Here is an 18,301-nt window from a genome sequence, read left to right as displayed (position 1 = left end):
CGTCGCTGCGACGTCCTGTTCGCCATGCTCCGCGACAAGATCCCCTACCAGCCAAGGCCCGCTGCTGCTTGACAAAACCCATAGGGACACCCCCCGGGTCGTCGCGACAGCGCCGGCCGGAGTGGGCAGAATCGATGGATGAGTGCTCGCCGGTGGCTGCTCGCCGACCAGCTCGGTCCACATTTCCTCGACGACGACCGCCAGCCGGTGCTGCTGATCGAGGCGCGGGAGGTGTTCGCGCAGGCGCCGCTGCACCGGCAGAAGGCGCATCTGCTCCTCTCCGCGCTGCGGCACCGGGCCGCTGAGCTGGGCGACCGCGCGCTGGTGCTGCGCGCCGGCACGGTGCGGGAGGCGCTGGCCCGGGTGCGGGGTCCGGTCGAGGTGTGCCACCCGACCTCCCGCAACCTGCTGGCCCTGACCCGCTCGGTGCCGGGGTTGACCGTGCTGCCGCCGCGCGGCTTCGTCACCGACCTGGCGGAGTTCGCCGACTGGGCGGACCGCTGGCGCGGTCCGCTGCGGATGGCCGACTGGTACCGGCACGCCTGCCGGCGCCACGGGGTGCTGGTGGACGGCCCGCGCCGGGACCGGCCGGGGGGCCGCGCCGAGCCGCTGGACGTGCCTCCACCACCTCCGGTGGTGGAGGACGAGATCGACGCCGAGGTGCGCCGCGACCTGGACCGCTGGGCGGCCGACGGGGCACGGTTCGTGGGCCGCGACGCGCCGCGCCGGTATCCGGCCACGCACGCCGAGGCGCAGGCCCGGCTGGCGCACTTCCTGCGGCACCGGCTGCCCGAGCACGGCCGGTACGCCGGGGTGATGAGCGCCGACGACCCGCTGCTGGCGCACAGCCTGCTCTCCTCCTCGTTCAACCTCGGCCTGCTCGACCCGGAGCCGGCGATCCGGGCCGCCGAGCGCGCCTGGCGGGAGGGGGCCGCCCCGCTCTCCTCGGTGGAGCCGTTCGTCCGGCAGCTGTTCGGCTGGCGGGAGTTCCTCTGGCAGCTGTACTGGTATCTCGAACCGCGCTTGCGGGGGCCGGACCGGCTGGCCGCCACCGAGCCGGTGCCTGAGTGGTTCCGGGAGCTGGACGCCGACGCGGTGGAGGCGCGTTGCCTGGCGGACGCGCTGGCCGGGGTGCGGGACCGGGCCTGGGCGCACCAGCCGCAGCGGCTGCTGGTGCTGGGCAACTACGCCCTGCAGCGGGGCTGGCGGCCGGCCGCGCTGGTGGACTGGTTCCGCGACTCCTTCGTCGACGGCGCCGACTGGGTGATGAACGCGACCGTCATCGGCATGAGCCAGGACGCCGACCTGGCCCGGGTGGACACCCGGCCGTACGCGGTGGACGGCAGCTACATCGACGAGGTCAGCGACTACTGCGCCGGCTGCCGCTACCAGCCGGAGCGGGTGCTCGGCGACGCGGCCTGCCCGTACTCCGGGGGGTTCGAGGCGTTCCTGCACCGCAACCGGGAGCGGCTGGCCGGTGACCCGCGGCTGGCCGCGGAGCTGGCCGACCGGACCGACCCGCAGCGCCGGGAGGCGGTGCTGGCCCAGGAGGAGAAGCGCGGCGCGAACCCGCCGTGACCCGGTTCAGTCGACGGCGGCCGGGTCGGCGGGCGCCGGGCGGGCGGCCGTGCGGTTGAGCCCGACGGCCAGCACCCGCCCGTACGACGCGGGCGCGAGCCGGGCCAGCAGGTCCGGCAGCTTCGCCGACCAGCCGATCAGCACCCGGCCCCGCCGGCGGGTGACACCGCGCAGGATGATCTCGGCCGCGGTGGCGGGCGGGATGGACAGCAGCTTCTCGAACTGCCGGCGGCCGGCCTCGTACTCCGGAATGGGCACGCCGCTGCCGATTCGGGCGCTGGCCGCGATCCGGGTGGCGATGCCGCCGGGGTGCACGGAGGTGACGCCGATGCCCTCGTCGACCAGCTCGTGCCGCAGCGCCTCGGTGAAGCCGCGCACCGCGAACTTGCTCGCCGCGTAGGCGGCCTGCCCGGCCGGGGCGATCAGCCCGAACAGGCTGGAGATGTTCACCAGGTGCGCGCCGGGTTCGGCCTTGAGCGCGGGCAGCAGCGCGTGGGTCAGCCGCACCACGGCCCGGAAGTTGATGTCGACCACCCATTCGAACTCGTCGAGGGTGACCTGGTCGAAACGGCCGCCGAGCGCCACGCCGGCGTTGTTGACCAGCAGCCGGATCCGCGGGTGGCGGGCGCGCAGCTCGGCGGCGGCCCGGTCGGTGGCGTCCGGGTCGGCCAGGTCGACCAGGTGGGTGTCGACCCGGCGGTCGGGGTGCGCGGCGCGGATCGCCGCGACCACCGTGTCGAGGCGTTGCGCGTCCCGGTCGAGCAGGACCAGCTCGGCGCCGCGGCGGGCCAGGCCGTGGGCGAGGGCCTCGCCGATGCCGCTGGCGGCGCCGGTGACCACGGCGGCCCCGCCGAGGAAGACGAAGTCGCGCATGGGTACGGCTCCTTTCCGCCGGCCGGGGTGGGACCGGCCGGTCAGCCGACGGGGGTGTCGGCGGGCTGGGCGCGTTCGCCCGCGGCGGCGGGCGGGGTGGTGGTGGCGCGGGCGAAGCGGACGCCGGCGTCGGCGAGTCTGCCGTGTCGCATCAGCAGCACGTCGCGGGGGTAGTTCTGGTGCAGCCGCCACGGCGCGGCCGGCCCCTGCTTGGGCAGCTGGTCGACGGCGCGCAGCACGTACCCGGACTTCAGGTCGATGATCGGCTCGAGGTCGTCGGTGTCCGGGGCGAGCGGGGTGACGATCTGCTGGCCGGTGGCGTCCAGGTGACGCAGCAGCCGGCAGACGTACGTGGCGACCAGGTCGGCCTTGAGCGTCCAGGAGGCGTTGGTGTAGCCGATGGTCATGGCGAAGTTCGGCACGCCGGAGAGCATCATGCCCTTGTAGGCCACGGTCCGGGCCAGGTCGACCTCCCGGCCGTCGACGGCGAGGCTCATCCCGCCGAGGGCGAGCAGGTTCAGCCCGGTGGCGGTGACCACGATGTCGGCGGGCAGTTCCGCGCCGGAGGCCAGCCGGATGCCGTGCTCGCTGAACGTGTCGATGGTGTCGGTCACCACGGCGGCCCGGCCGGCGCTGAGCGCGTCGAACAGGTCGCCGTCGGGCACCACGCACAGCCGCTGGTCCCAGGGGTCGTAGCGGGGTGAGAAGTGCCGGTCGACGTCGTACCCGGCCGGCAGCCGGCCCGACGCGGCCCGGCGCAGGAACCGCTTCACCAGGGTCGGGGCGCGCCGGCTGAGCTGGAAGTTGGCCACCCCCAGCAGCACGTTCTTCCAGCGCACAACGGCGTAGGCGGCCTTCGCCGGCAGCCGGCGCCGCAGCGCCTCCGCCAGCCCGTCGCGCGAGGGCAGCGCGATGACGTACGTCGGTGAGCGTTGGAGCATGGTGACGTGGGCGGCCCGCTCGGCCATCGCCGGGACCAGGGTGACCGCGGTGGCGCCGCTGCCGATCACCACCACCCGCTTGCCGGTGTGGTCGAGGTCCTCGGGCCAGTGCTGCGGGTGCACCAGCCGGCCGGCGTAGCGCTCGACGCCGGGGAACTCGGGGGTGTAGCCGGCGTCGTAGCGGTAGTAGCCGGAGTTGGTGAAGAGGAACGAGCAGGTGAGGACCACGTCCTCGGCGGTGTCGTCGCGGTGGGCGTACACGGTCCAGCGGGCGGTGGCGCTGTCCCACTCGGCGCGTACCGCCCGGTGGTGGAAGCGGATGTGCCGGTCCACGCCGTACTCGCGGGCGGTCTGGCGCACGTAGCCGCGGATGGCGTCGCCGTCGGCGATGGCCTTCGGGTCGGTCCACGGCTTGAACGAGTAGCCGAGGGTGTACATGTCGGAGTCCGAGCGGACGCCCGGGTAGCGGAACAGGTCCCAGGTGCCGCCGATCGCGCCGCGCGCCTCCAGCACCGCGTACGACCGGTCGGGGCAGTCGCGGGTCAGGTGGACCGCGGCGCCGATGCCGGACAGCCCGGCACCGACGATGAGCACGTCGACGTGGTCGGTGGGCATGGCGTCTCCCGGCGCGTGACGGGGCAGTGCCCCGGACCCTATCCGGTGGTGCTGGCCTGCGCCCAGGTGCGCGGCACCAACGCCGAGGTACGCCGGCTCTGGGCCGACGTCCTCGAACGCTGGGTGCAGGCGGTGCAGGGCGCGATCGAGGCCGAGCGGCGGCGCGGCGCGGCCCCGGACGGGTTGCCCGCCCGGGACCTCGCCGGTTGAGCGTCACCCGGTCCGGGTGAACTCCATGATCCAGTTGGTTTCCCAGGTGCGTTCGCCGTCGGTGGAGAACGCCTGCTCCCACCGGCAGGAGGTGGGGGTGATCTCCGACCAGATGAACCGGCAGCGCACCGGCCGCCCCGCGTCGGTGTCGTCGGCGTAGAAGGTGCCCACGCCGTCGACGAAGCGCCCCACCACCGGCGGCAGTTCCAGCACCCCGCGGCGGCTGTTCATCCAGTAGATGGACCAGAGCCCGGTGGCCGGGTCGAGGATCCGCACGGTCGAGCCGGAGAATCCCTGGGTGGGGCAGCGCATCTCGTCGAAGCTGCCGGCCCCGTCGAAGAACGAGTGGGCGACGTGACTGGCGGGGAACACGTCCCAGTCGTCGGCGCCGACGTGCCGCTCGCGCAGCCGTCGGTTCGTCACGTCCCAGGTCCCGACGAGGAAGTCGAAGTCGCCCATCAGGATCCCACCGTCCCCTCGGCGCGGCTGTCGGCCAGGTAGCCGGCCAGGTCCGGCCGGTCCGGGGCGAGGACGTGGCGGACCCAGGCGGCCCGCTCGTGCTCCAGCACCCCGAGTTCCCAGACGCAGCCCACGCCGGGCCGCTCCAGCGGCACGAAGTGCGCCGGGTCGTCGTCCGGGCAGTCCAGCGCCGGCTGGCCGGCGATCGCGATCCGGCACTCCACGACGTTGTCGAAGAACCAGCTGTACGCCAGCAGGTACGCCCCGGTGTCCGCGCCCCGGTGCAGCACCACCCAGCTCGCCGGCGGGGTGCCGCCGTCCGGGTCGGGCAGCAGCTTCGGCAGGTACGCGTACGCCGCCTCGACGACGGCGGGTTCGAGCCGGCGCTCCGGCTGGTCTATGTGATAGCGCTTGACCTGCCGGCCGGCGACCTCGACGGTCCCGGGCACGGTCAGCTCCTTGTCGTGGAAAGCCATGCCGGTACGGTAGGACCACTTCCCTGACAGCTACTGTCAGCAGATGCGCGCCAGTCGCCTGCTGTCGATCATGTTGCTGCTCCAGGCCCACGGCCGGCTGACCGCCGCTGCCCTCGCCGCGCGGCTGGAGGTGTCGGTCCGCACCGTCTACCGGGACGTGGAGGCGCTGCACGCCGCCGGGATCCCGCTCTACGGCGAGGCCGGGCACGCCGGCGGCTACCGGCTGGTCGACGGCTGGCGGACCCGGCTGACCGGCCTCACCGCCGAGGAGGCCGAACGCCTCGTCTTCGCCGGGCTGCCCGGGCCCGCCGCCGAGCTCGGCTACGACGCCGTCGTCGCCACGGTCCAGCACAAGCTGCACGCCGCCCTGCCCGGCCCGCTCGCCGACCGGGTCGCCGAGCTGCGGCAGCGCTTCCACCTCGACCCCGCCGGCTGGTACTCCGACGGCGACGCCTCGGCGCACCTGCCGGCCGCCGCCGACGCGGTCTGGCGGCGGCGCCGGGTCCGGGTGCGGTACCGCAGCTGGACCGGCGAGGTGACCCGGGTCCTCCACCCGTACGGCCTGGTGCTCAAGGGCGGCCGCTGGTACGTGGTGGCCGCCCGGCCGGACCGGCGGGAACCGGCGGCCTACCGGGTGAACCAGATCCTGGCGCTGGTGCCCCTCGACGAGACCTTCGACCAACCCGGGGAGTTCGACCTGCCGGGCTGGTGGCGGGCGCACGTGGCCGACTTCCGGTCCCGGCTGCACCGCGACGAGGCCACCATCCGGCTCTCGCCGCGGGGGCGGGAACGGCTGCGCGAGATCGCCAGCGACGTGGTGGTGGCCGCGGCGGACCGCACCGCGGAGCCGCCCGACGCGGCGGGCTGGGTGCGCGCGACCGTACCCATCGAGTCGCTGACCCACGCGCACGGTGACCTGCTGCGGCTCGGCGCGGAGGTGGAGGTGCTCGCCCCCGCCGCGCTGCGCGACCGGCTCGCCGCCACCGCCGCGGCCCTCGCCGCCCTCTACGCCCCCGCTGTGCAAGGAGGCGCCCCCGCTTAACGCATCCGGTGGTACCGGGGCCTCCGCTCAACCCGGTCAGCGTGACTCGCGCAGGGCCGCGCCGAGGGCGGCGACGCCCCGCTCGATGTCGCCGGCGGGGTTGGCGGCGTAGCCGAGGACCAGGCCGGGCGGCTGCGGGCGCTGCCCGTGCCAGGACAGCGGTTGCACCTTCACGCCCCGGCCCAGCGCGGCGGCGGCGAGCGCCACGTCGGAGACGTCCCCGGCGAGGGTGATCATGAGGTGCAGGCCGGCGGCGGCGCCGTGCACGACGGCCCCGGGCAGGTGGGCGCGCAGCGCGCGGATCATGGCGTCCCGGCGACGGACGTGCCGGCGGCGCAGCAGCCGCAGGTGCCGCTCCAGCGCGCCGGAGTCCATCAGCTCGGCGAGCACCAGTTGCGGCAGCGCCGCGTTGCCCAGGTCGGCCATCCGCTTGGCCTCCACCACCGCGGCGTGCAGCCGGGGCGGCACCAGCAGCCAGCCGGTGCGCAGCGCCGGGGCGAGCAGCTTGGAGATGCTGCCGGTGTAGCAGACCCGGTCGGGCAGCTGGGCCCGCAGCGCGGGCACCGGCGGCCGGTCGTAGCGGTGCTCGGCGTCGTAGTCGTCCTCGATCACCAGCCCGCCGCGCCGGGCCCACTCGACCAGCCGGCGGCGGCGGTCGCCGTCGAGCACCACGCCGGTCGGGAACTGGTGCGCCGGGGTCAGCGCCACTGCCGGCGCGCCGCCGGCCGCCAGGTCGTCGACCCGCAGGCCGTGCGCGTCGACCGCCACCGGCGGGGTGTCCAGCCGCCAGTGCCGCAACAGCTGGCGTACGCCGAGGGAGCCCGGGTCCTCGACCGCCACGGTGTGCACCCCGTCGGCGTGCAGCACCTGGGCGAGCAGGCCGAGCGCCTGGGACACCCCGGCCGCCACCACGACCTGGGCGGGGTCGACCCGGATGCCCCGGCGCCGGCCCAGCCAGGTGGCGACGGCCCGGCGCAGCGCCGGGGTGCCCTCGGGATCGCCGTAGCCGAACGCGTCGGGGGTGAGCCGGTGCAGCACCGCCCGTTCGGCGCGCAGCCAGGCCGTACGGGGGAAGGCGGTCAGGTCCGGCCGGCCCGGCGTCAGGTCGATCTCGGCCGGGGCGGCGCGCAGCTCGTCGAAGACCTCGGCGCCGGGCGGGGCGGCGAAGACGCCGGCGGTGGGCGGCGGCGGCGGTGCCGACGCGTCCGGGGGCGACGCGTCCGGGGGCGACGCGGGCGCGGCGACCACCACCGTGCCGCCCCGGCCACGGCCGGCCACCTGCCCGTCCTCGGCCAGCCGCCGGTACGCCTCGGTGACCACGCCCCGGGAGACGCCCAGGTCGTCGGCGAGCACCCGGCTGGCCGGCAGCCGGCCGCCGACGGGGATCCGGCCGTCGGCGACGGCGTCGCGCAGCCGGGCGGCGAGCCAGTCGGCGCGGCCACCGGCGGGCGCCTCGCCGATGTCCAGGTGCAGGAAGTCCGAGCCGGCGGTTATGGTCCCGTCCGGCCGGCCGTCTTTGGCTCTGCCCATCGGACCATTGTGATCCGAAGGTGGAACCCGTGGGTATCACGTTCCTCCTCGCCACGCTGGTCGTGGTCGTCACCCCGGGCACCGGGGTCCTCTACACGCTCTCGGCCGCGCTGTCGCACGGGCGGCGGGCCGGCCTGGTCGCGGCGCTCGGCTGCACCCTCGGCACCCTGCCGCACCTGGCGGCGGCGATGGCCGGTCTCGCCGTCCTGCTCGGCGCCGGCGGCCCGGCGTTCCGGGTGGTGCAGGTGCTGGGCCTGGGCTACCTGCTGCACCTGGCCTGGCGTACCTGGCGGGAGCGGGGCGGGCTGGTCCTCGACGCGGCGGCCCCGGCCCGCTCCGCCGGCCGGGTGATCCTCGACGCGGTGCTGGTCAACCTGCTCAATCCCAAGCCGACCCTGTTCCTCGCGGCCTTCCTGCCGCAGTTCGTCGCCGCCGACACGCCCGGGGCGGCCGGCCGGATGCTCACCGCCGGGGTGGTGTTCATGCTGCTCACCCTCGTCGTCTTCGCCGGGTACGCGGTCCTCGCCGCCCGGCTGCGCGGACCGCTGCTGGAACGGCCCCGGACCGCCACCTGGCTGCGCCGGGGATTCGCCGCGTCCTTCCTCGCCCTGGGCGTCGCGCTCGCCCTCACCAACGGATAGGAGTGCCGTGTACTTCCGTCATTCGCCCCGAATCTGGTCGGCGTACCCGCAACTGGTCGCCGGGGTCGTCGCGGCCGGCGGGGTCGGCGCGCAGGGCGCGGTGCGGCCCGCGGTCGACCGCCTCACCGCGCTGGCAGCGGCCCGGCTCGCCGCCGGACCGGAGAGCGGCCTCGCGGAGATCCAGGCCTGGCGCCGGGCGTACGCGACGATGGGCCTGCCCCCGACGCGCTACCGCTGCGCGGCGGAGTCGCTGCTGCGCCGGTTCCGCCGCGAGGCGGCGCTGCCCCGGCTGCACCCGCTGGTGGACCTGTGCAACGCGTTCTCGCTGGCGTACGCGATCCCGGTCGGCGTCTTCGACGTCGCCCGGATCGACGGCGACCTCGAGGTCCGGCACGCGCTCGGCGACGAGGACTACCTGACCTTCGCCGGGACGACCGAACGGCCCGACCCGGACGAGGTGATCTTCGCCGACCGGGCCGGCCGGGCGCACTCCCGCCGGTGGACCGGCCGGCAGAGCGGGGACTCGGCGGTACGGGCCGGCACCGGCGAGGTGCTGATCGTGGTCGAGGGCCTGCACGCCGACGCCCCGGGGGACGTGCCGCGCCTGGTGGCGGAGCTGGTGACGGAACTGGAGCGGGCCTGGCCGGCGCACACCCGCAGCGCCGTGCTCAGCGCGTCCGCGCCGTCGTTCCGGTACGCCGGCTGAGCCCGCCCGGCTCAGCCGGCCTGGCCCGGCGCAGGCGTGGGTGAACCTGGTGATCCGCACTCCGGCGACCCTAACGGCGGCGCGCGGTCCGGCGTGTCCCTCGCGTGCGGGCCGCGCGGCGGCGCCCAGGCCGGCATGATCGGGGGTATGCAGCGACGACCGGCGCGCGGCCACCGGGCCGTGCCGCACACCGCCGACGTCCGCGTCGAGGCGTGGGCGCCGACCCGGGAGGAGTGCTTGGCGGAGGCGGTGACCGCGCTGGTGGCGACCTTCGTCGACACCGAGGGGGCGAGCCCGGGCGCGGAGAGCGGCTTCAGCGTGCCGGCCGGCCCCGACGACGACCTGCTGGTCGGCGTCCTCGACGAGGTGATCTTCCGGCTGGAGACGGCGGGGACCCTGCCGCTGACGACGCGGGTGGACCCGGCGCCCGACGGTGGCCTGCGGGTGCGCTGGCGCACGGCCGACACCGACGCGGTGGAGCTGGTCGGGGCGGTGCCCAAGGCGATCTCCCTGCATGAACTGCGCTTCGGGCCCGGCGGGGACGGCTGGTCCTGCGCGGTGACGCTGGACGTCTGAGCGGTCAGCCCTTCACCACGCCGAGCGGCACCAGCCGGGCCACCCGCCGGCACAGCCCGGCGCCCTCGGCCGCCTCGATCACGGTTGTGATGTCCTTGTACGCGGCGGGCATCTCCTCGGCCAGCCCGCGGCGCGACGCGCCGCGCACCGCGACGCCCTGTGCCTCCAGTTCCCGGCGCGGGTCCTGGCCGCGTACCGCCCTGGTGGCCTGCTTGCGGCTCTGCACCCGGCCGGCGCCGTGGCAGGTCGAGGCGAACGCCGGCGAGCCAACGACCCCGGTGAGGACGTACGAGCCGGTGCCCATCGAGCCCGGGATCAGCACGGGCTGCCCCACCGGGCGCAGGTCGTCGGGGAGGTCGTCGTGCCCGGGCGGCAGGGCCCGGGTGGCGCCCTTGCGGTGCACGCAGAGCCGCCGCGGCGCGCCGTCCGGCCGGTGGGTCTCGATCTTGGCGAGGTTGTGCGAGATGTCGTACACCAGGTCCAGCTCCGCGCCGGTGATCCTCGTGAAGACCTGGCGGGCGGCGTGCGCGAGCAGTTGCCGGTTGGCCCGGGCGTAGTTGGCGGCGGCGGCCATTGCGCCCAGGTAGGCCCGCCCCTCGTGCGAGGAGACGGGCGCGCAGGCGAGCTGCCGGTCCGGCACGTGAATGCCGTAGCCGGGCATCACCTTCTCCATCGCCCGTACGTGGTCGGTACAGATCTGGTGCCCCAGCCCCCGCGACCCGCAGTGGATCATGACGCAGAGCTGCCCCGCGCGCAGCCCGAACGCCGTGGCGACCGCCTCGTCGTAGACCTCCGCGACGGCCTGCACCTCCAGGAAGTGGTTGCCGGAGCCGAGGCTGCCGACCTGGCCGGCGCCCCGCTCCACGGCCCGCTCGCTGACCTGCGCCGGGTTGGCGTCGTCGACCGCGCCGAGGTCCTCGCACCGGGTCAGGTCCCGCTCGACGCCGTAGCCCCGCTCGACCGCGTACCGCGAACCACCACGCAGCACCGCGTCGAGTTCGGCCCGGTCGGCCAGGTGCCACACCGCCCCCTTGCCCATGCCGCGCGGGGTGGCCGCGCCCAGGCCGTCCATCAGGGCGTCCAGCCGGGGGCCCAGGTCGGCGCGGTCCAGCCGGGCGGCGAGCAGCCGCACCCCGCAGGAGATGTCGAACCCGACGCCGCCCGGGGAGACCACCCCGCCGGCCTCGACGTCGGTGGCGGCCACCCCGCCGATCGGGAAGCCGTAGCCCCAGTGCACGTCCGGCATCGCGTACGAGGCACCCACGATCCCCGGTAGCGTGGCCACGTTCGCCACCTGCTCCAGCGACCGGTCCGCCCCGGCGTCGGGCAGCAACGACCGGGACGCGAAGACCACACCCGGCACCCGCATCGGCTCGTGCCGGTCGATGCGGAACCGGTACGGCGACTCCTCGACCAGCTCCATGCCCGCCGGGCTACCCGGACCCGGCGCGGTTACACCCGTTCCGATCTAGGACAGCTGCGAGATCGAGGCGCGGCGGACGTGGATCAGCTGGGCGGCGAAGGCGGCCAGCGCAGCCACCACCCCGACCAGGGTCCCCACCGTCGCGCCCGTGTCGGCGAGCCCGAGCAGCAGGGCCACCCCGACGCCGATCAGCAGCGCGTTGACCGCGGCCACCATCGCCGCGGTGGTCAGCAGCAACGACAGCCGCCCGGGCCGGCTGCCGACCGCGGCCCAGGCCGCCCGCACCGGTTCCCCGGCGTGGACCGCGTCGGCGAAGAAGTCGTACCCGGCGCCGTAGCGCTCGTGGTAGTACGCCCGGCTCTGCTGGACGCGGCGCAGGTCGAGCGAGTTCTCCACCATGCTCTGCACCAGCCGGGCGAAGGTGAGCAGGCCGGTGATCACCAGGGTGGGCAGCACCGCCGCCAGGTAGGGCCGGATCAGCGCGCCCTGACCCGCGACGAAGCCGAGGCCGATCAGGGCGGCCGACAGCAGCGAGAGGAACACCGTCGCCCGGCCGACGGACTCGGTGACGGTCGCGCTGCGCGACCCGGGCCGGCACCCGCGGCGGATCCCCGCGGCACCCCTGGGCAGGGCCCCGGCGGCGCGGGGCGGACAATGGGCCGGGTTTCGGGTGGCCGGCGGCGGCTGCCCGGTCGGGAGGAGCGGTCGATGGCGGCAGGACGACGGCGGGAACTGCGGGCGGACTGCGCGCGCTGCTCCGGGATCTGCTGCGTGGCCCCGGCGTTCGCCGCGTCCGCCGACTTCGCCATCGACAAGCCGGCCGGGCAGCCCTGCCCGCACCTGCGCCCCGACTCCCGCTGCGGCATCCACGCCGACCTGCGGCAGCGCGGCTTCCCCGGCTGCACCGTGTTCGACTGCTTCGGGGCGGGCCAGCACCTCACCCAGGGCACCTTCGGCGGCCGGGACTGGCGGGACGATCCGGCCACCGCGGGCCAGGTCTTCGCCGCCTTCGCGGTGCTGCGACCGCTGCACGAACTGCTGTGGTACCTGACCGAGGCGCTGGCGCTGACCCCGGACGGCCCGCTGCGCGACGAACTTGCCGCCGCCCTGGCCGAGACCGACCGGCTCACCGAGGGCGGGCCGGCGGAGCTGCTCGCCCTCGACGTGGAAGCCCACCGCGACCGGGTCAACCCGCTGCTCTCCCGGGCCGGCGAGCGGGCGCGGGCCGGCCGGGCCGGGCCCGACCGGCGTGGCGCGGTGCTGATCGGCGTCGACCTGCGGCGGGCCGCGCTGGCCGGGGCGAACCTGCGCGGGGCCTGCCTGATCGGTGCGGACCTGCGCGGGGTGGACCTCGGCGCCGCCGACCTCACCGGCGCGGACCTGCGCGGGGCGGACCTGCGCGGCGCGGACCTCGGCGCCGCCCTGTTCGTGCACCAGTCCCAGCTCGACGCGGCGCGCGGCGACCACCGCACCGTGCTGCCGCCCGGCCTGCGCCGCCCGACGCAGTGGTCGCTGACCCTCACCCCGACCCGGCCGTCGGGAGCGCGGCGGCGCCGCCACTGACGGCCCGCCGGGTTTGTCGCCGGCCGGGGCGGGCAGGAGTGCGGCATGACCGCTGAACAGTCCACCGGCCGTGCCGCCTCCGACGAGCCCGACGGCGCGACCGCGTACGAGGCGTCCCTGCGCCCGCCGGGCGAGTCCCTGCGCAGCACCGACGACACCGGCGACGACTTCGCCGACCTGCCCGCCGAGGACCGGCGTTCCGCCCGGGAGACGAGCCGGGCCGGCTACGACGTGGCGGACGTCTCCGGCGCCGGCGACCCGGCCGTCGAGGTGCGACCCGACGCCACCGTCGACGCGCGACCGGACGCCGCGCTCGAGGAGTGAGCCGACCCCGCCGTCGACGGGTCGTCCGGCGGGTCGACGCTGAGCGCCCCGGCCGGGCAGAGGCCCACCGCGCGCCGTACCCGGTCGGCGGCGTCGGCCGCCGGCACGGCCCGGCGCCGCAGCAGCGGTCCCGGTCCACCCGCACCCGGCCGCTCACCAGGTCACCGGCAGCGAGTCGAGACAACCCGCCCGGGTCAGCGCACGGCCACCGCCCGCGCCTCGGTCATGCCCCGGTTGGCCAGCGCGTCGGCCCGCTCGTTCTCCGGATGCCCGTTGTGCCCCTTCACCCACAGCCAGGTCACCTGGTGCCGCTGGCAGGCCGCCTCCAGCCGCTGCCACAGGTCGGCGTTCTTCACCGGCTGCTTCGCGGCGGTCAGCCAGCCGTTGCGCTTCCATCCGGCCAACCAGCCGGTGATGCCGTTGCGCACGTACGTGCTGTCGGTGTGCAGGTGCACGGTGACCGGCCGGGTCAGCGCCTCCAGCGCCCGGATCGCGGCCATCAGCTCCATCCGGTTGTTGGTGGTCGGGGTCGCCTCTCCCCCGCACAGCTCCCGCTCGTGCCCGCCGTAGCGCAGCACCACGCCCCACCCGCCGGGACCGGGATTGCCGCTGCACGCCCCGTCGGTCCAGATCTCCACGACCCGCCCGGCCGCCGCGTCCACCATGCCGGGCAACCTACCGTGCGACCCCGGCCCGGCGGAAAACCCCGCGCCGCCGGCCGAGCCGGCCCCGCAACCGGCCGACGGCGTCGCCGAGCACCGCCGAGGTCATCGGCAGCAGCGGGCTGGACCGCATCACCGCCAGATCCTCCACCGGGGAGGTCTCGCCGTCGAGGAAACGCAGCACCCGCTCGGCCGGGTTGCGGTCGAACAGCCGCTGGAAGAACTCCGGCCCGCCCACCAGACCCCGGTCCAGCGCCCGCAGCGCCACCGCGTCCATCCACCGGTGCCGCCCCGGGTACGCGGGCCGGGGCACCGGCGGCCGGCCCGCGGCCAACGCCGCGGCCACCTGCTCGGCCTGCCGCCGCATGGCGGAGAAGGTGAACCCGGTGGAGGGCCGGGTCGCCCCGCCCGCCGTGCCCAACCGGACCACCCGCGGCGACGGCCGGCGCGCGAACGGGGCGTCGGTCATCGGGATCACCCCGTTCTCCACCTCCCGCACCCGCAACGCCGCCGGGTCGAGGCCGAGCAGGTCGAGGTAGCCGCGCAGCGCCGCGTCGTACCCGGCGTCGGTGAGCGGCTCGGGCGAGAACTCGGTGTACTCGACCAGCGCGTACCGGTCGTCGACCGGCAGCACGTACCCGAACGACACCCCCCGGGCCGGTTGCGGGGTACGGAAGTCCATCAACACCGCCCGGTCCGGGTCGAACAGCGGGCCGTCGCTCGCCACCCACCAGCCACGGAAGTGCTGCAACCAGCTGGTCCGGCCGGGGCGGGCCGGCGGCCGGGGCCGGGAGTCGAGCACCCAGCCGGCCCGCAGCAGCACCCCGCCCTCGGCGTCCCGCACGGTCACCCCGGCGCCGTCGTCCTCCAGCGCCCCCACCGCCACGTCGACCCGCACGGCCCCGAGCCGGTCGGCCGCCTCGGCGGCGCGGGCGTAGACCGGGGCGGAACGCAGCATCGCGTACCGCAGCGGGGCCAGCGGCAGGACGCGGCGCCCGGCGGGCGTGACCACGTCGACCCGCGACCAGCTGGCGCTCAACATCGGGTCCAGGTCGGTGCCGGGCGACCCCCAGAACGCCCAGGTGCGATCCTGGCCGCGCTTGCGCACCGGGTCCAGCACGGCGATCCGCAGCCCCCGCACGTCGCGCCGGTCCAGGGCGGCGAGGACCAACGATCCCGCGCCTCCGCCTCCGACGAGGGCCAGGTCGACGTCCAGCGGCGCGCTCACCCGTCCACGCTGCCACACCGCCGTCCACCGGCCCGCGCCGCCCCACCGCAGGAGGGCGTAGGTTCGAGCCGACACGAACCGCGACCGAACGGGGAAGACCATGGGTGACGCGCCACTGCGGGTGGGGCTGCTGGGGTACGGGGTGGCCGGCCGGGTGTTCCACGCCCCGCTGATCGCCGCCACCCCCGGGCTGCGGCTGACCGCGGTGGTCACCGGCAACACCGAGCGGCGGGAGCAGGTCCGCCGCGAGCACCCGGACACCCGGCTGCTCGACGACGCCGGGCAGCTGTGGGCCGACCCGGACGCGCTGGACCTGGTCGTGGTGGCCACCCCGAACCGGCAGCACGTGCCGCAGGCCGGGGCCGCCGTGGCCGCCGGCCTGCCAGTCGTGGTGGACAAGCCGCTGGCCGCCACCGCCGCCGAGGGCCGCGCCCTGGTCGACGAGGCGCAGCGGCGGGGCGTGCCGCTGACGGTGTTCCAGAACCGCCGCTGGGACGGCGACTTCCTGACTGCCCGCCGGCTGATCGAGGCCGGCGAGCTGGGCCGGGTCACCCGGTTCGAGTCCCGGTTCGAGCGGTGGCGCCCGGCGATCAAGCCCGGCTGGCGGGAGAGCGGCACCGCCGACGAGGCCGGCGGTGTCCTCTACGACCTGGGCGCCCACCTGATCGACCAGGCGGTGCAGCTGTTCGGCCCGGTGGAGCGGGTGTACGCGGAGGTGGACCGCCGCCGGCCGGGCGCCCGGGTCGACGACGACGCGTTCGTGGCGCTCACCCACACTGGCGGGGTCCGCTCACACCTGTGGATGAGCGCGGTCGCCGCGCAGCTCGGGCCCCGGCTGCGGGTGCTCGGCGACCGGGCCGCCTACCGCACGTACGGGCTGGACGTGCAGGAGGCGGCGTTGCGGGACGGCGGACGTCCCGACGCGCCCGGCTGGGGCGAGGTCGACCCCGACCGGTACGGGCAGCTCGGCGCGGAGGGCGAGCTGCGCCCGGTGCCCACCGAGCCCGGTCGTTACCAGGACTTCTACGCCCTCGTCGCGACGGCGCTGCGCGACGGCGCCCCGATGCCGGTGGACCCGCGCGACGCGGTGACCACGGTGGAGCTGATCGAGCTGGCGCACCGGTCGGCGCAGATCGGCGCGGTGCTCCCCGTCGAGCCGGTCTGACATGCGGGCGCCCTTTCCCGAGCCGGGCTCCTCGGCCGACGTCCCCGCCCTGTTCCTGACCTATCTGGACTACTACCGGGACACCGTCGCCGACCGGGTCACCGGCCTCACCGACGAGCAGGCCCGCAGCAGCCGGCTGCCGACCGGCTGGACCCGGGCCGAGCTGGTCACCCACCTGGCCTTCATGGAGCGGCGGTGGTTCGTCTGGGGCTTCCTCGCCGAGCCGGTGCCCGACCCGTGGGGCGACCAGGTCGACGGCCGGTGGCACGCACCGGCGGGGCGGACCCTGGGCGACCTGGTCGACGCGCTGCGTCGGGGCGGCCGGCGGACCCGCGCCATCGTCGAGGCCACGCCGCTGGACACTCCCGCCGCGCTGGGCGGCCGGTTCACCGACCCGGCGCGCCGGCCGACCCTGGCCGCCATCCTGTTCCACGTCCTGCAGGAGTACGCCCGGCACGCCGGCCACCTCGACATCGTCCGCGAGCTGATCGACGGCCGCAGCGGCGAGTAGGCCGCCGCTTCTTCCGCGCGGCTCCCCCGCTGTCCGCCCGGGCCGATCGCCGGCTCGTTCCGGCGGGCGGGGCTCACCATCTCTACCCATCCTAGGAGGCTAGCCGGAAAGCGATCGGGCGGGCTGGGCGCTGGACATGCAGCCGTCCGGTTGCCTATTGTGATCGGCAACCGGACGGCTGCATGTGTGAGGTGACCAGGGTGGACGAGGTGTTCCGGGTGCTGGCCGACGCCAGTCGGCGCCGGCTGCTGGACAGCCTCAACGTCCGCAACGGGCAGAGCCTGCGGGACCTGTGCGCGGGGCTGGACATGACCCGCCAGTCGGTCAGTAAGCACCTGGCCCTGCTGGAGGCCGCCGGCCTGGTGACCACCAGCCGGCGCGGCCGGGAGAAGCTGCACCACCTCAACGCCGCCCCGATCAACGCCATCGCCGACCGGTGGATCAGCCGGTACGACCGCGAGCGGGCACGCGCCCTCGCCGACCTGCGGACCGCATTGGAGGCCCGACCCGTGCAGACCCCGACCTTCGTCTACACCACCTACATCCGCACCACGCCCGAGCAGCTCTGGCGGGCACTCATCGAGCCGGAGTTCACCCGCCGGTACTGGGGCGGCGCCGCCCTGGTCTCCGACTGGCGGGTCGGCTCCCCGGTGCTGTGGCAGGACGCGCCCGACGCCGAACCGAAGGACATCGGCCAGCGGGTGCTGGTCTGCCAGCCGCACACCCGGCTCTCCTACAGCTGGCACGCCTTCCAGCCGGAGCACGCCGAGCACTTCGGCTGGTCGCCGGAGGAGTACGCGGCCCGGCTCACCGAGCGCCGGTCCAAGGTGACCTTCGACCTGGCCCCGTACGGCGGGGCGGTCCGGCTCACCGTCACCCACGACGACTTCTCCCCCGACAGCGAGATGTACCGAGCGGTCAGCGGCCAGCTCGACGCCGGCGGCGGCTGGCCCGAGCTGCTGGCCAGCCTCAAGTCGCTGCTGGAGACCGGCGAGCCGCTGCCCGAGCCCGAGCCGGCCGGCGCGACCGAGGGCTGAGCCAGCCAACCGGGCGGCGGCCTACGAGCCGCTGCCCCGCTCCGGCCGGCCGCCGGCGCCGGCGCGGCGCACCCCCTCGCGCAGCTCGTCGTCGCCCATCACCAGCCACACCAGCGGGCAGTCCTGCGGGCCGGTCACGTCGAGCTGGCAGAGCGTGCACGGCTGCCCCGGCCGGATCGGGCAACGGGCCGCCGGCCGGGGCGGTGAGGTGGTCGTCCGCACGGCCACCACGATCCGCTCCCGGCCGGCCCGTGGGCAGGGGCGTTGGTCCCGTCCTCACCGCCGGCCGGCGGTGCGGCGCAGCAGCGGGACGAGCAGCCCGGCGGTGAGGTGCAACGCCACCAGGGTCAGCTTCGCCCCGGCACCAACCCCCTGGGCCAGCGGCGGCAGCAGCGAGACCAGCAGCACCACCAGCGCCAGTCCGGTCCAGGCCGGCCGGGCCCGGCGGGTCCACCGCTCCAGCAGGGCGAGCGACGCCCAGCCGGCCAACCCGGTCAGCAGGGTGGTGACGGCCACCGCCGCCGGACCGACCGTCCGGTCCGCTCCCCCGCCCCGGGCGACCAGGTCCACCCCGGCCAGCGGGACGGCGACGGCCCAGACGGTGAGCGTGGCGGCGGTGGTGGCGAGGATGGCGAGGGCCCGGTCCCGGCGGCGCGCCGGCCGGGCGGCGGCGGTGGGCTGGGGCTGCGCGGTGCGGACGGTCTGCATGGGACGTACCTCCGATCGGACGGCGCGGGCCGG

Annotated in this window: 21 protein-coding genes and 1 pseudogene; 11 read left to right on the top strand and 11 right to left on the bottom strand. The window is 76.0% G+C overall.

Going from position 1 to position 18,301, the window contains the following annotated elements; genetic code table 11:
• Positions 1 to 138 precede the first annotated feature (138 nt).
• A complete protein-coding gene (locus AB0H57_RS16035) occupies positions 139 to 1,578 on the top strand; it encodes a cryptochrome/photolyase family protein (RefSeq protein WP_357506958.1) in 1,440 nt (479 codons plus the stop codon).
• 6 nt (positions 1,579 to 1,584) lie between these two features.
• Here the strand turns inward: AB0H57_RS16035 and AB0H57_RS16030 are convergent, their stop codons facing one another.
• The gene (locus AB0H57_RS16030) at positions 1,585 to 2,451 is read right to left on the bottom strand and encodes an SDR family oxidoreductase (protein WP_357506956.1); all 867 of its coding nucleotides are present in this window, start codon (positions 2,449 to 2,451) and stop codon (positions 1,585 to 1,587) included.
• 41 nt (positions 2,452 to 2,492) lie between these two features.
• The gene (locus AB0H57_RS16025) at positions 2,493 to 4,007 is read right to left on the bottom strand and encodes an NAD(P)/FAD-dependent oxidoreductase (protein WP_357506954.1); all 1,515 of its coding nucleotides are present in this window, start codon (positions 4,005 to 4,007) and stop codon (positions 2,493 to 2,495) included.
• A 45-nt stretch (positions 4,008 to 4,052) separates the two neighbouring features.
• On the opposite strand from AB0H57_RS16025, the pseudogene AB0H57_RS16020 reads away from it, so the two are divergent.
• Positions 4,053 to 4,211 (top strand): annotated as a pseudogene (locus AB0H57_RS16020) (TetR/AcrR family transcriptional regulator); the annotation flags it as partial.
• A 9-nt stretch (positions 4,212 to 4,220) separates the two neighbouring features.
• Here the strand turns inward: AB0H57_RS16020 and AB0H57_RS16015 are convergent.
• Both AB0H57_RS16015 and AB0H57_RS16010 read right to left on the bottom strand, forming a co-directional pair.
• Positions 4,221 to 4,676 carry a hypothetical protein gene (locus tag AB0H57_RS16015; RefSeq protein WP_357506952.1) on the bottom strand — a complete coding sequence of 152 codons (456 nt, stop codon included), beginning with the start codon at positions 4,674 to 4,676 and terminating at the stop codon, positions 4,221 to 4,223.
• Positions 4,676 to 5,152 carry a hypothetical protein gene (locus tag AB0H57_RS16010; protein ID WP_357506950.1) on the bottom strand — a complete coding sequence of 159 codons (477 nt, stop codon included), beginning with the start codon at positions 5,150 to 5,152 and terminating at the stop codon, positions 4,676 to 4,678. Before AB0H57_RS16010 ends, AB0H57_RS16015 begins: the two co-directional genes overlap by 1 nt.
• Before the next feature lie 43 nt (positions 5,153 to 5,195).
• Here AB0H57_RS16010 and AB0H57_RS16005 point away from each other — a divergent pair, with 43 nt between their 5' ends.
• Positions 5,196 to 6,194, top strand: a complete 999-nt coding sequence (locus AB0H57_RS16005) for a WYL domain-containing protein (protein WP_357506948.1) — start codon at positions 5,196 to 5,198, stop codon at positions 6,192 to 6,194.
• Positions 6,195 to 6,230: 36 nt separating this feature from the next.
• On the opposite strand, the gene AB0H57_RS16000 is transcribed toward AB0H57_RS16005, so the two are convergent.
• Entirely contained in the window at positions 6,231 to 7,724 is a 1,494-nt protein-coding gene (locus AB0H57_RS16000; RefSeq protein ID WP_357506946.1) for a PLP-dependent aminotransferase family protein, read from the bottom strand.
• Positions 7,725 to 7,753: 29 nt separating this feature from the next.
• Between AB0H57_RS16000 and AB0H57_RS15995 the strand changes: the two genes are divergently transcribed.
• From AB0H57_RS15995 to AB0H57_RS15985, 3 genes are all read left to right on the top strand, one after another.
• Positions 7,754 to 8,365 (top strand): LysE family translocator, encoded by a 612-nt coding sequence (locus AB0H57_RS15995; protein WP_357506944.1) that lies wholly within the window; start codon positions 7,754 to 7,756, stop codon positions 8,363 to 8,365.
• A 7-nt stretch (positions 8,366 to 8,372) separates the two neighbouring features.
• Positions 8,373 to 9,071 (top strand): phenylalanine--tRNA ligase beta subunit-related protein, encoded by a 699-nt coding sequence (locus AB0H57_RS15990; RefSeq protein ID WP_357506942.1) that lies wholly within the window; start codon positions 8,373 to 8,375, stop codon positions 9,069 to 9,071.
• Positions 9,072 to 9,218: 147 nt separating this feature from the next.
• Complete coding sequence (locus AB0H57_RS15985; RefSeq protein ID WP_357506940.1) at positions 9,219 to 9,647, top strand: archease; 429 nt, start codon at positions 9,219 to 9,221, stop codon at positions 9,645 to 9,647.
• 4 nt (positions 9,648 to 9,651) lie between these two features.
• Here the strand turns inward: AB0H57_RS15985 and AB0H57_RS15980 are convergent, their stop codons facing one another.
• Both AB0H57_RS15980 and AB0H57_RS15975 read right to left on the bottom strand, forming a co-directional pair.
• On the bottom strand, positions 9,652 to 11,070 hold the full coding sequence (locus AB0H57_RS15980; RefSeq protein ID WP_357506938.1) for an RtcB family protein: 1,419 nt from the start codon (positions 11,068 to 11,070) through the stop codon (positions 9,652 to 9,654).
• A 45-nt stretch (positions 11,071 to 11,115) separates the two neighbouring features.
• Positions 11,116 to 11,613 carry a hypothetical protein gene (locus tag AB0H57_RS15975; RefSeq protein WP_357506936.1) on the bottom strand — a complete coding sequence of 166 codons (498 nt, stop codon included), beginning with the start codon at positions 11,611 to 11,613 and terminating at the stop codon, positions 11,116 to 11,118.
• 165 nt (positions 11,614 to 11,778) lie between these two features.
• On the opposite strand from AB0H57_RS15975, the gene AB0H57_RS15970 reads away from it, so the two are divergent.
• Both AB0H57_RS15970 and AB0H57_RS15965 read left to right on the top strand, forming a co-directional pair.
• Positions 11,779 to 12,633: a pentapeptide repeat-containing protein gene (locus tag AB0H57_RS15970; protein ID WP_357506934.1), complete on the top strand. Its 855-nt coding sequence runs from the start codon at positions 11,779 to 11,781 to the stop codon at positions 12,631 to 12,633.
• A gap of 45 nt (positions 12,634 to 12,678) precedes the next feature.
• Positions 12,679 to 12,957 carry a hypothetical protein gene (locus tag AB0H57_RS15965; protein ID WP_357506932.1) on the top strand — a complete coding sequence of 93 codons (279 nt, stop codon included), beginning with the start codon at positions 12,679 to 12,681 and terminating at the stop codon, positions 12,955 to 12,957.
• A gap of 194 nt (positions 12,958 to 13,151) precedes the next feature.
• On the opposite strand, the gene rnhA is transcribed toward AB0H57_RS15965, so the two are convergent.
• Complete coding sequence (rnhA, locus tag AB0H57_RS15960; RefSeq protein ID WP_357506929.1) at positions 13,152 to 13,622, bottom strand: ribonuclease HI; 471 nt, start codon at positions 13,620 to 13,622, stop codon at positions 13,152 to 13,154.
• A gap of 10 nt (positions 13,623 to 13,632) precedes the next feature.
• On the bottom strand, positions 13,633 to 14,865 hold the full coding sequence (locus tag AB0H57_RS15955) for a lycopene cyclase family protein (protein ID WP_357506966.1): 1,233 nt from the start codon (positions 14,863 to 14,865) through the stop codon (positions 13,633 to 13,635).
• A gap of 82 nt (positions 14,866 to 14,947) precedes the next feature.
• Between AB0H57_RS15955 and AB0H57_RS15950 the strand changes: the two genes are divergently transcribed.
• The 3 genes from AB0H57_RS15950 (at position 14,948) to AB0H57_RS15940 (ending at position 17,560) form a co-directional block, all read left to right on the top strand.
• Entirely contained in the window at positions 14,948 to 16,012 is a 1,065-nt protein-coding gene (locus tag AB0H57_RS15950) for a Gfo/Idh/MocA family oxidoreductase (RefSeq protein WP_357506927.1), read from the top strand.
• 1 nt (position 16,013) lies between these two features.
• The gene (locus tag AB0H57_RS15945; RefSeq protein ID WP_357506925.1) at positions 16,014 to 16,523 is read left to right on the top strand and encodes a DinB family protein; all 510 of its coding nucleotides are present in this window, start codon (positions 16,014 to 16,016) and stop codon (positions 16,521 to 16,523) included.
• A 200-nt stretch (positions 16,524 to 16,723) separates the two neighbouring features.
• Positions 16,724 to 17,560, top strand: a complete 837-nt coding sequence (locus AB0H57_RS15940; protein ID WP_357506923.1) for a metalloregulator ArsR/SmtB family transcription factor — start codon at positions 16,724 to 16,726, stop codon at positions 17,558 to 17,560.
• Between the two features lie 21 nt (positions 17,561 to 17,581).
• Here AB0H57_RS15940 and AB0H57_RS15935 read toward each other — a convergent pair whose 3' ends face one another.
• Both AB0H57_RS15935 and AB0H57_RS15930 read right to left on the bottom strand, forming a co-directional pair.
• Positions 17,582 to 17,782 (bottom strand): DUF6767 domain-containing protein, encoded by a 201-nt coding sequence (locus AB0H57_RS15935; protein WP_357506921.1) that lies wholly within the window; start codon positions 17,780 to 17,782, stop codon positions 17,582 to 17,584.
• Positions 17,783 to 17,836: 54 nt separating this feature from the next.
• Complete coding sequence (locus AB0H57_RS15930; RefSeq protein WP_357506919.1) at positions 17,837 to 18,268, bottom strand: DUF6069 family protein; 432 nt, start codon at positions 18,266 to 18,268, stop codon at positions 17,837 to 17,839.
• Between the last annotated feature and the right edge of the window lie 33 nt (positions 18,269 to 18,301).

It is taken from the genome of Micromonospora sp. NPDC050686, from assembly GCF_040654475.1.
GTDB lineage: Bacteria > Actinomycetota > Actinomycetes > Mycobacteriales > Micromonosporaceae > Micromonospora.
Note: the sequence above shows the minus strand (reverse complement) of the source record. Positions and strands in the feature narration are given on the sequence as shown.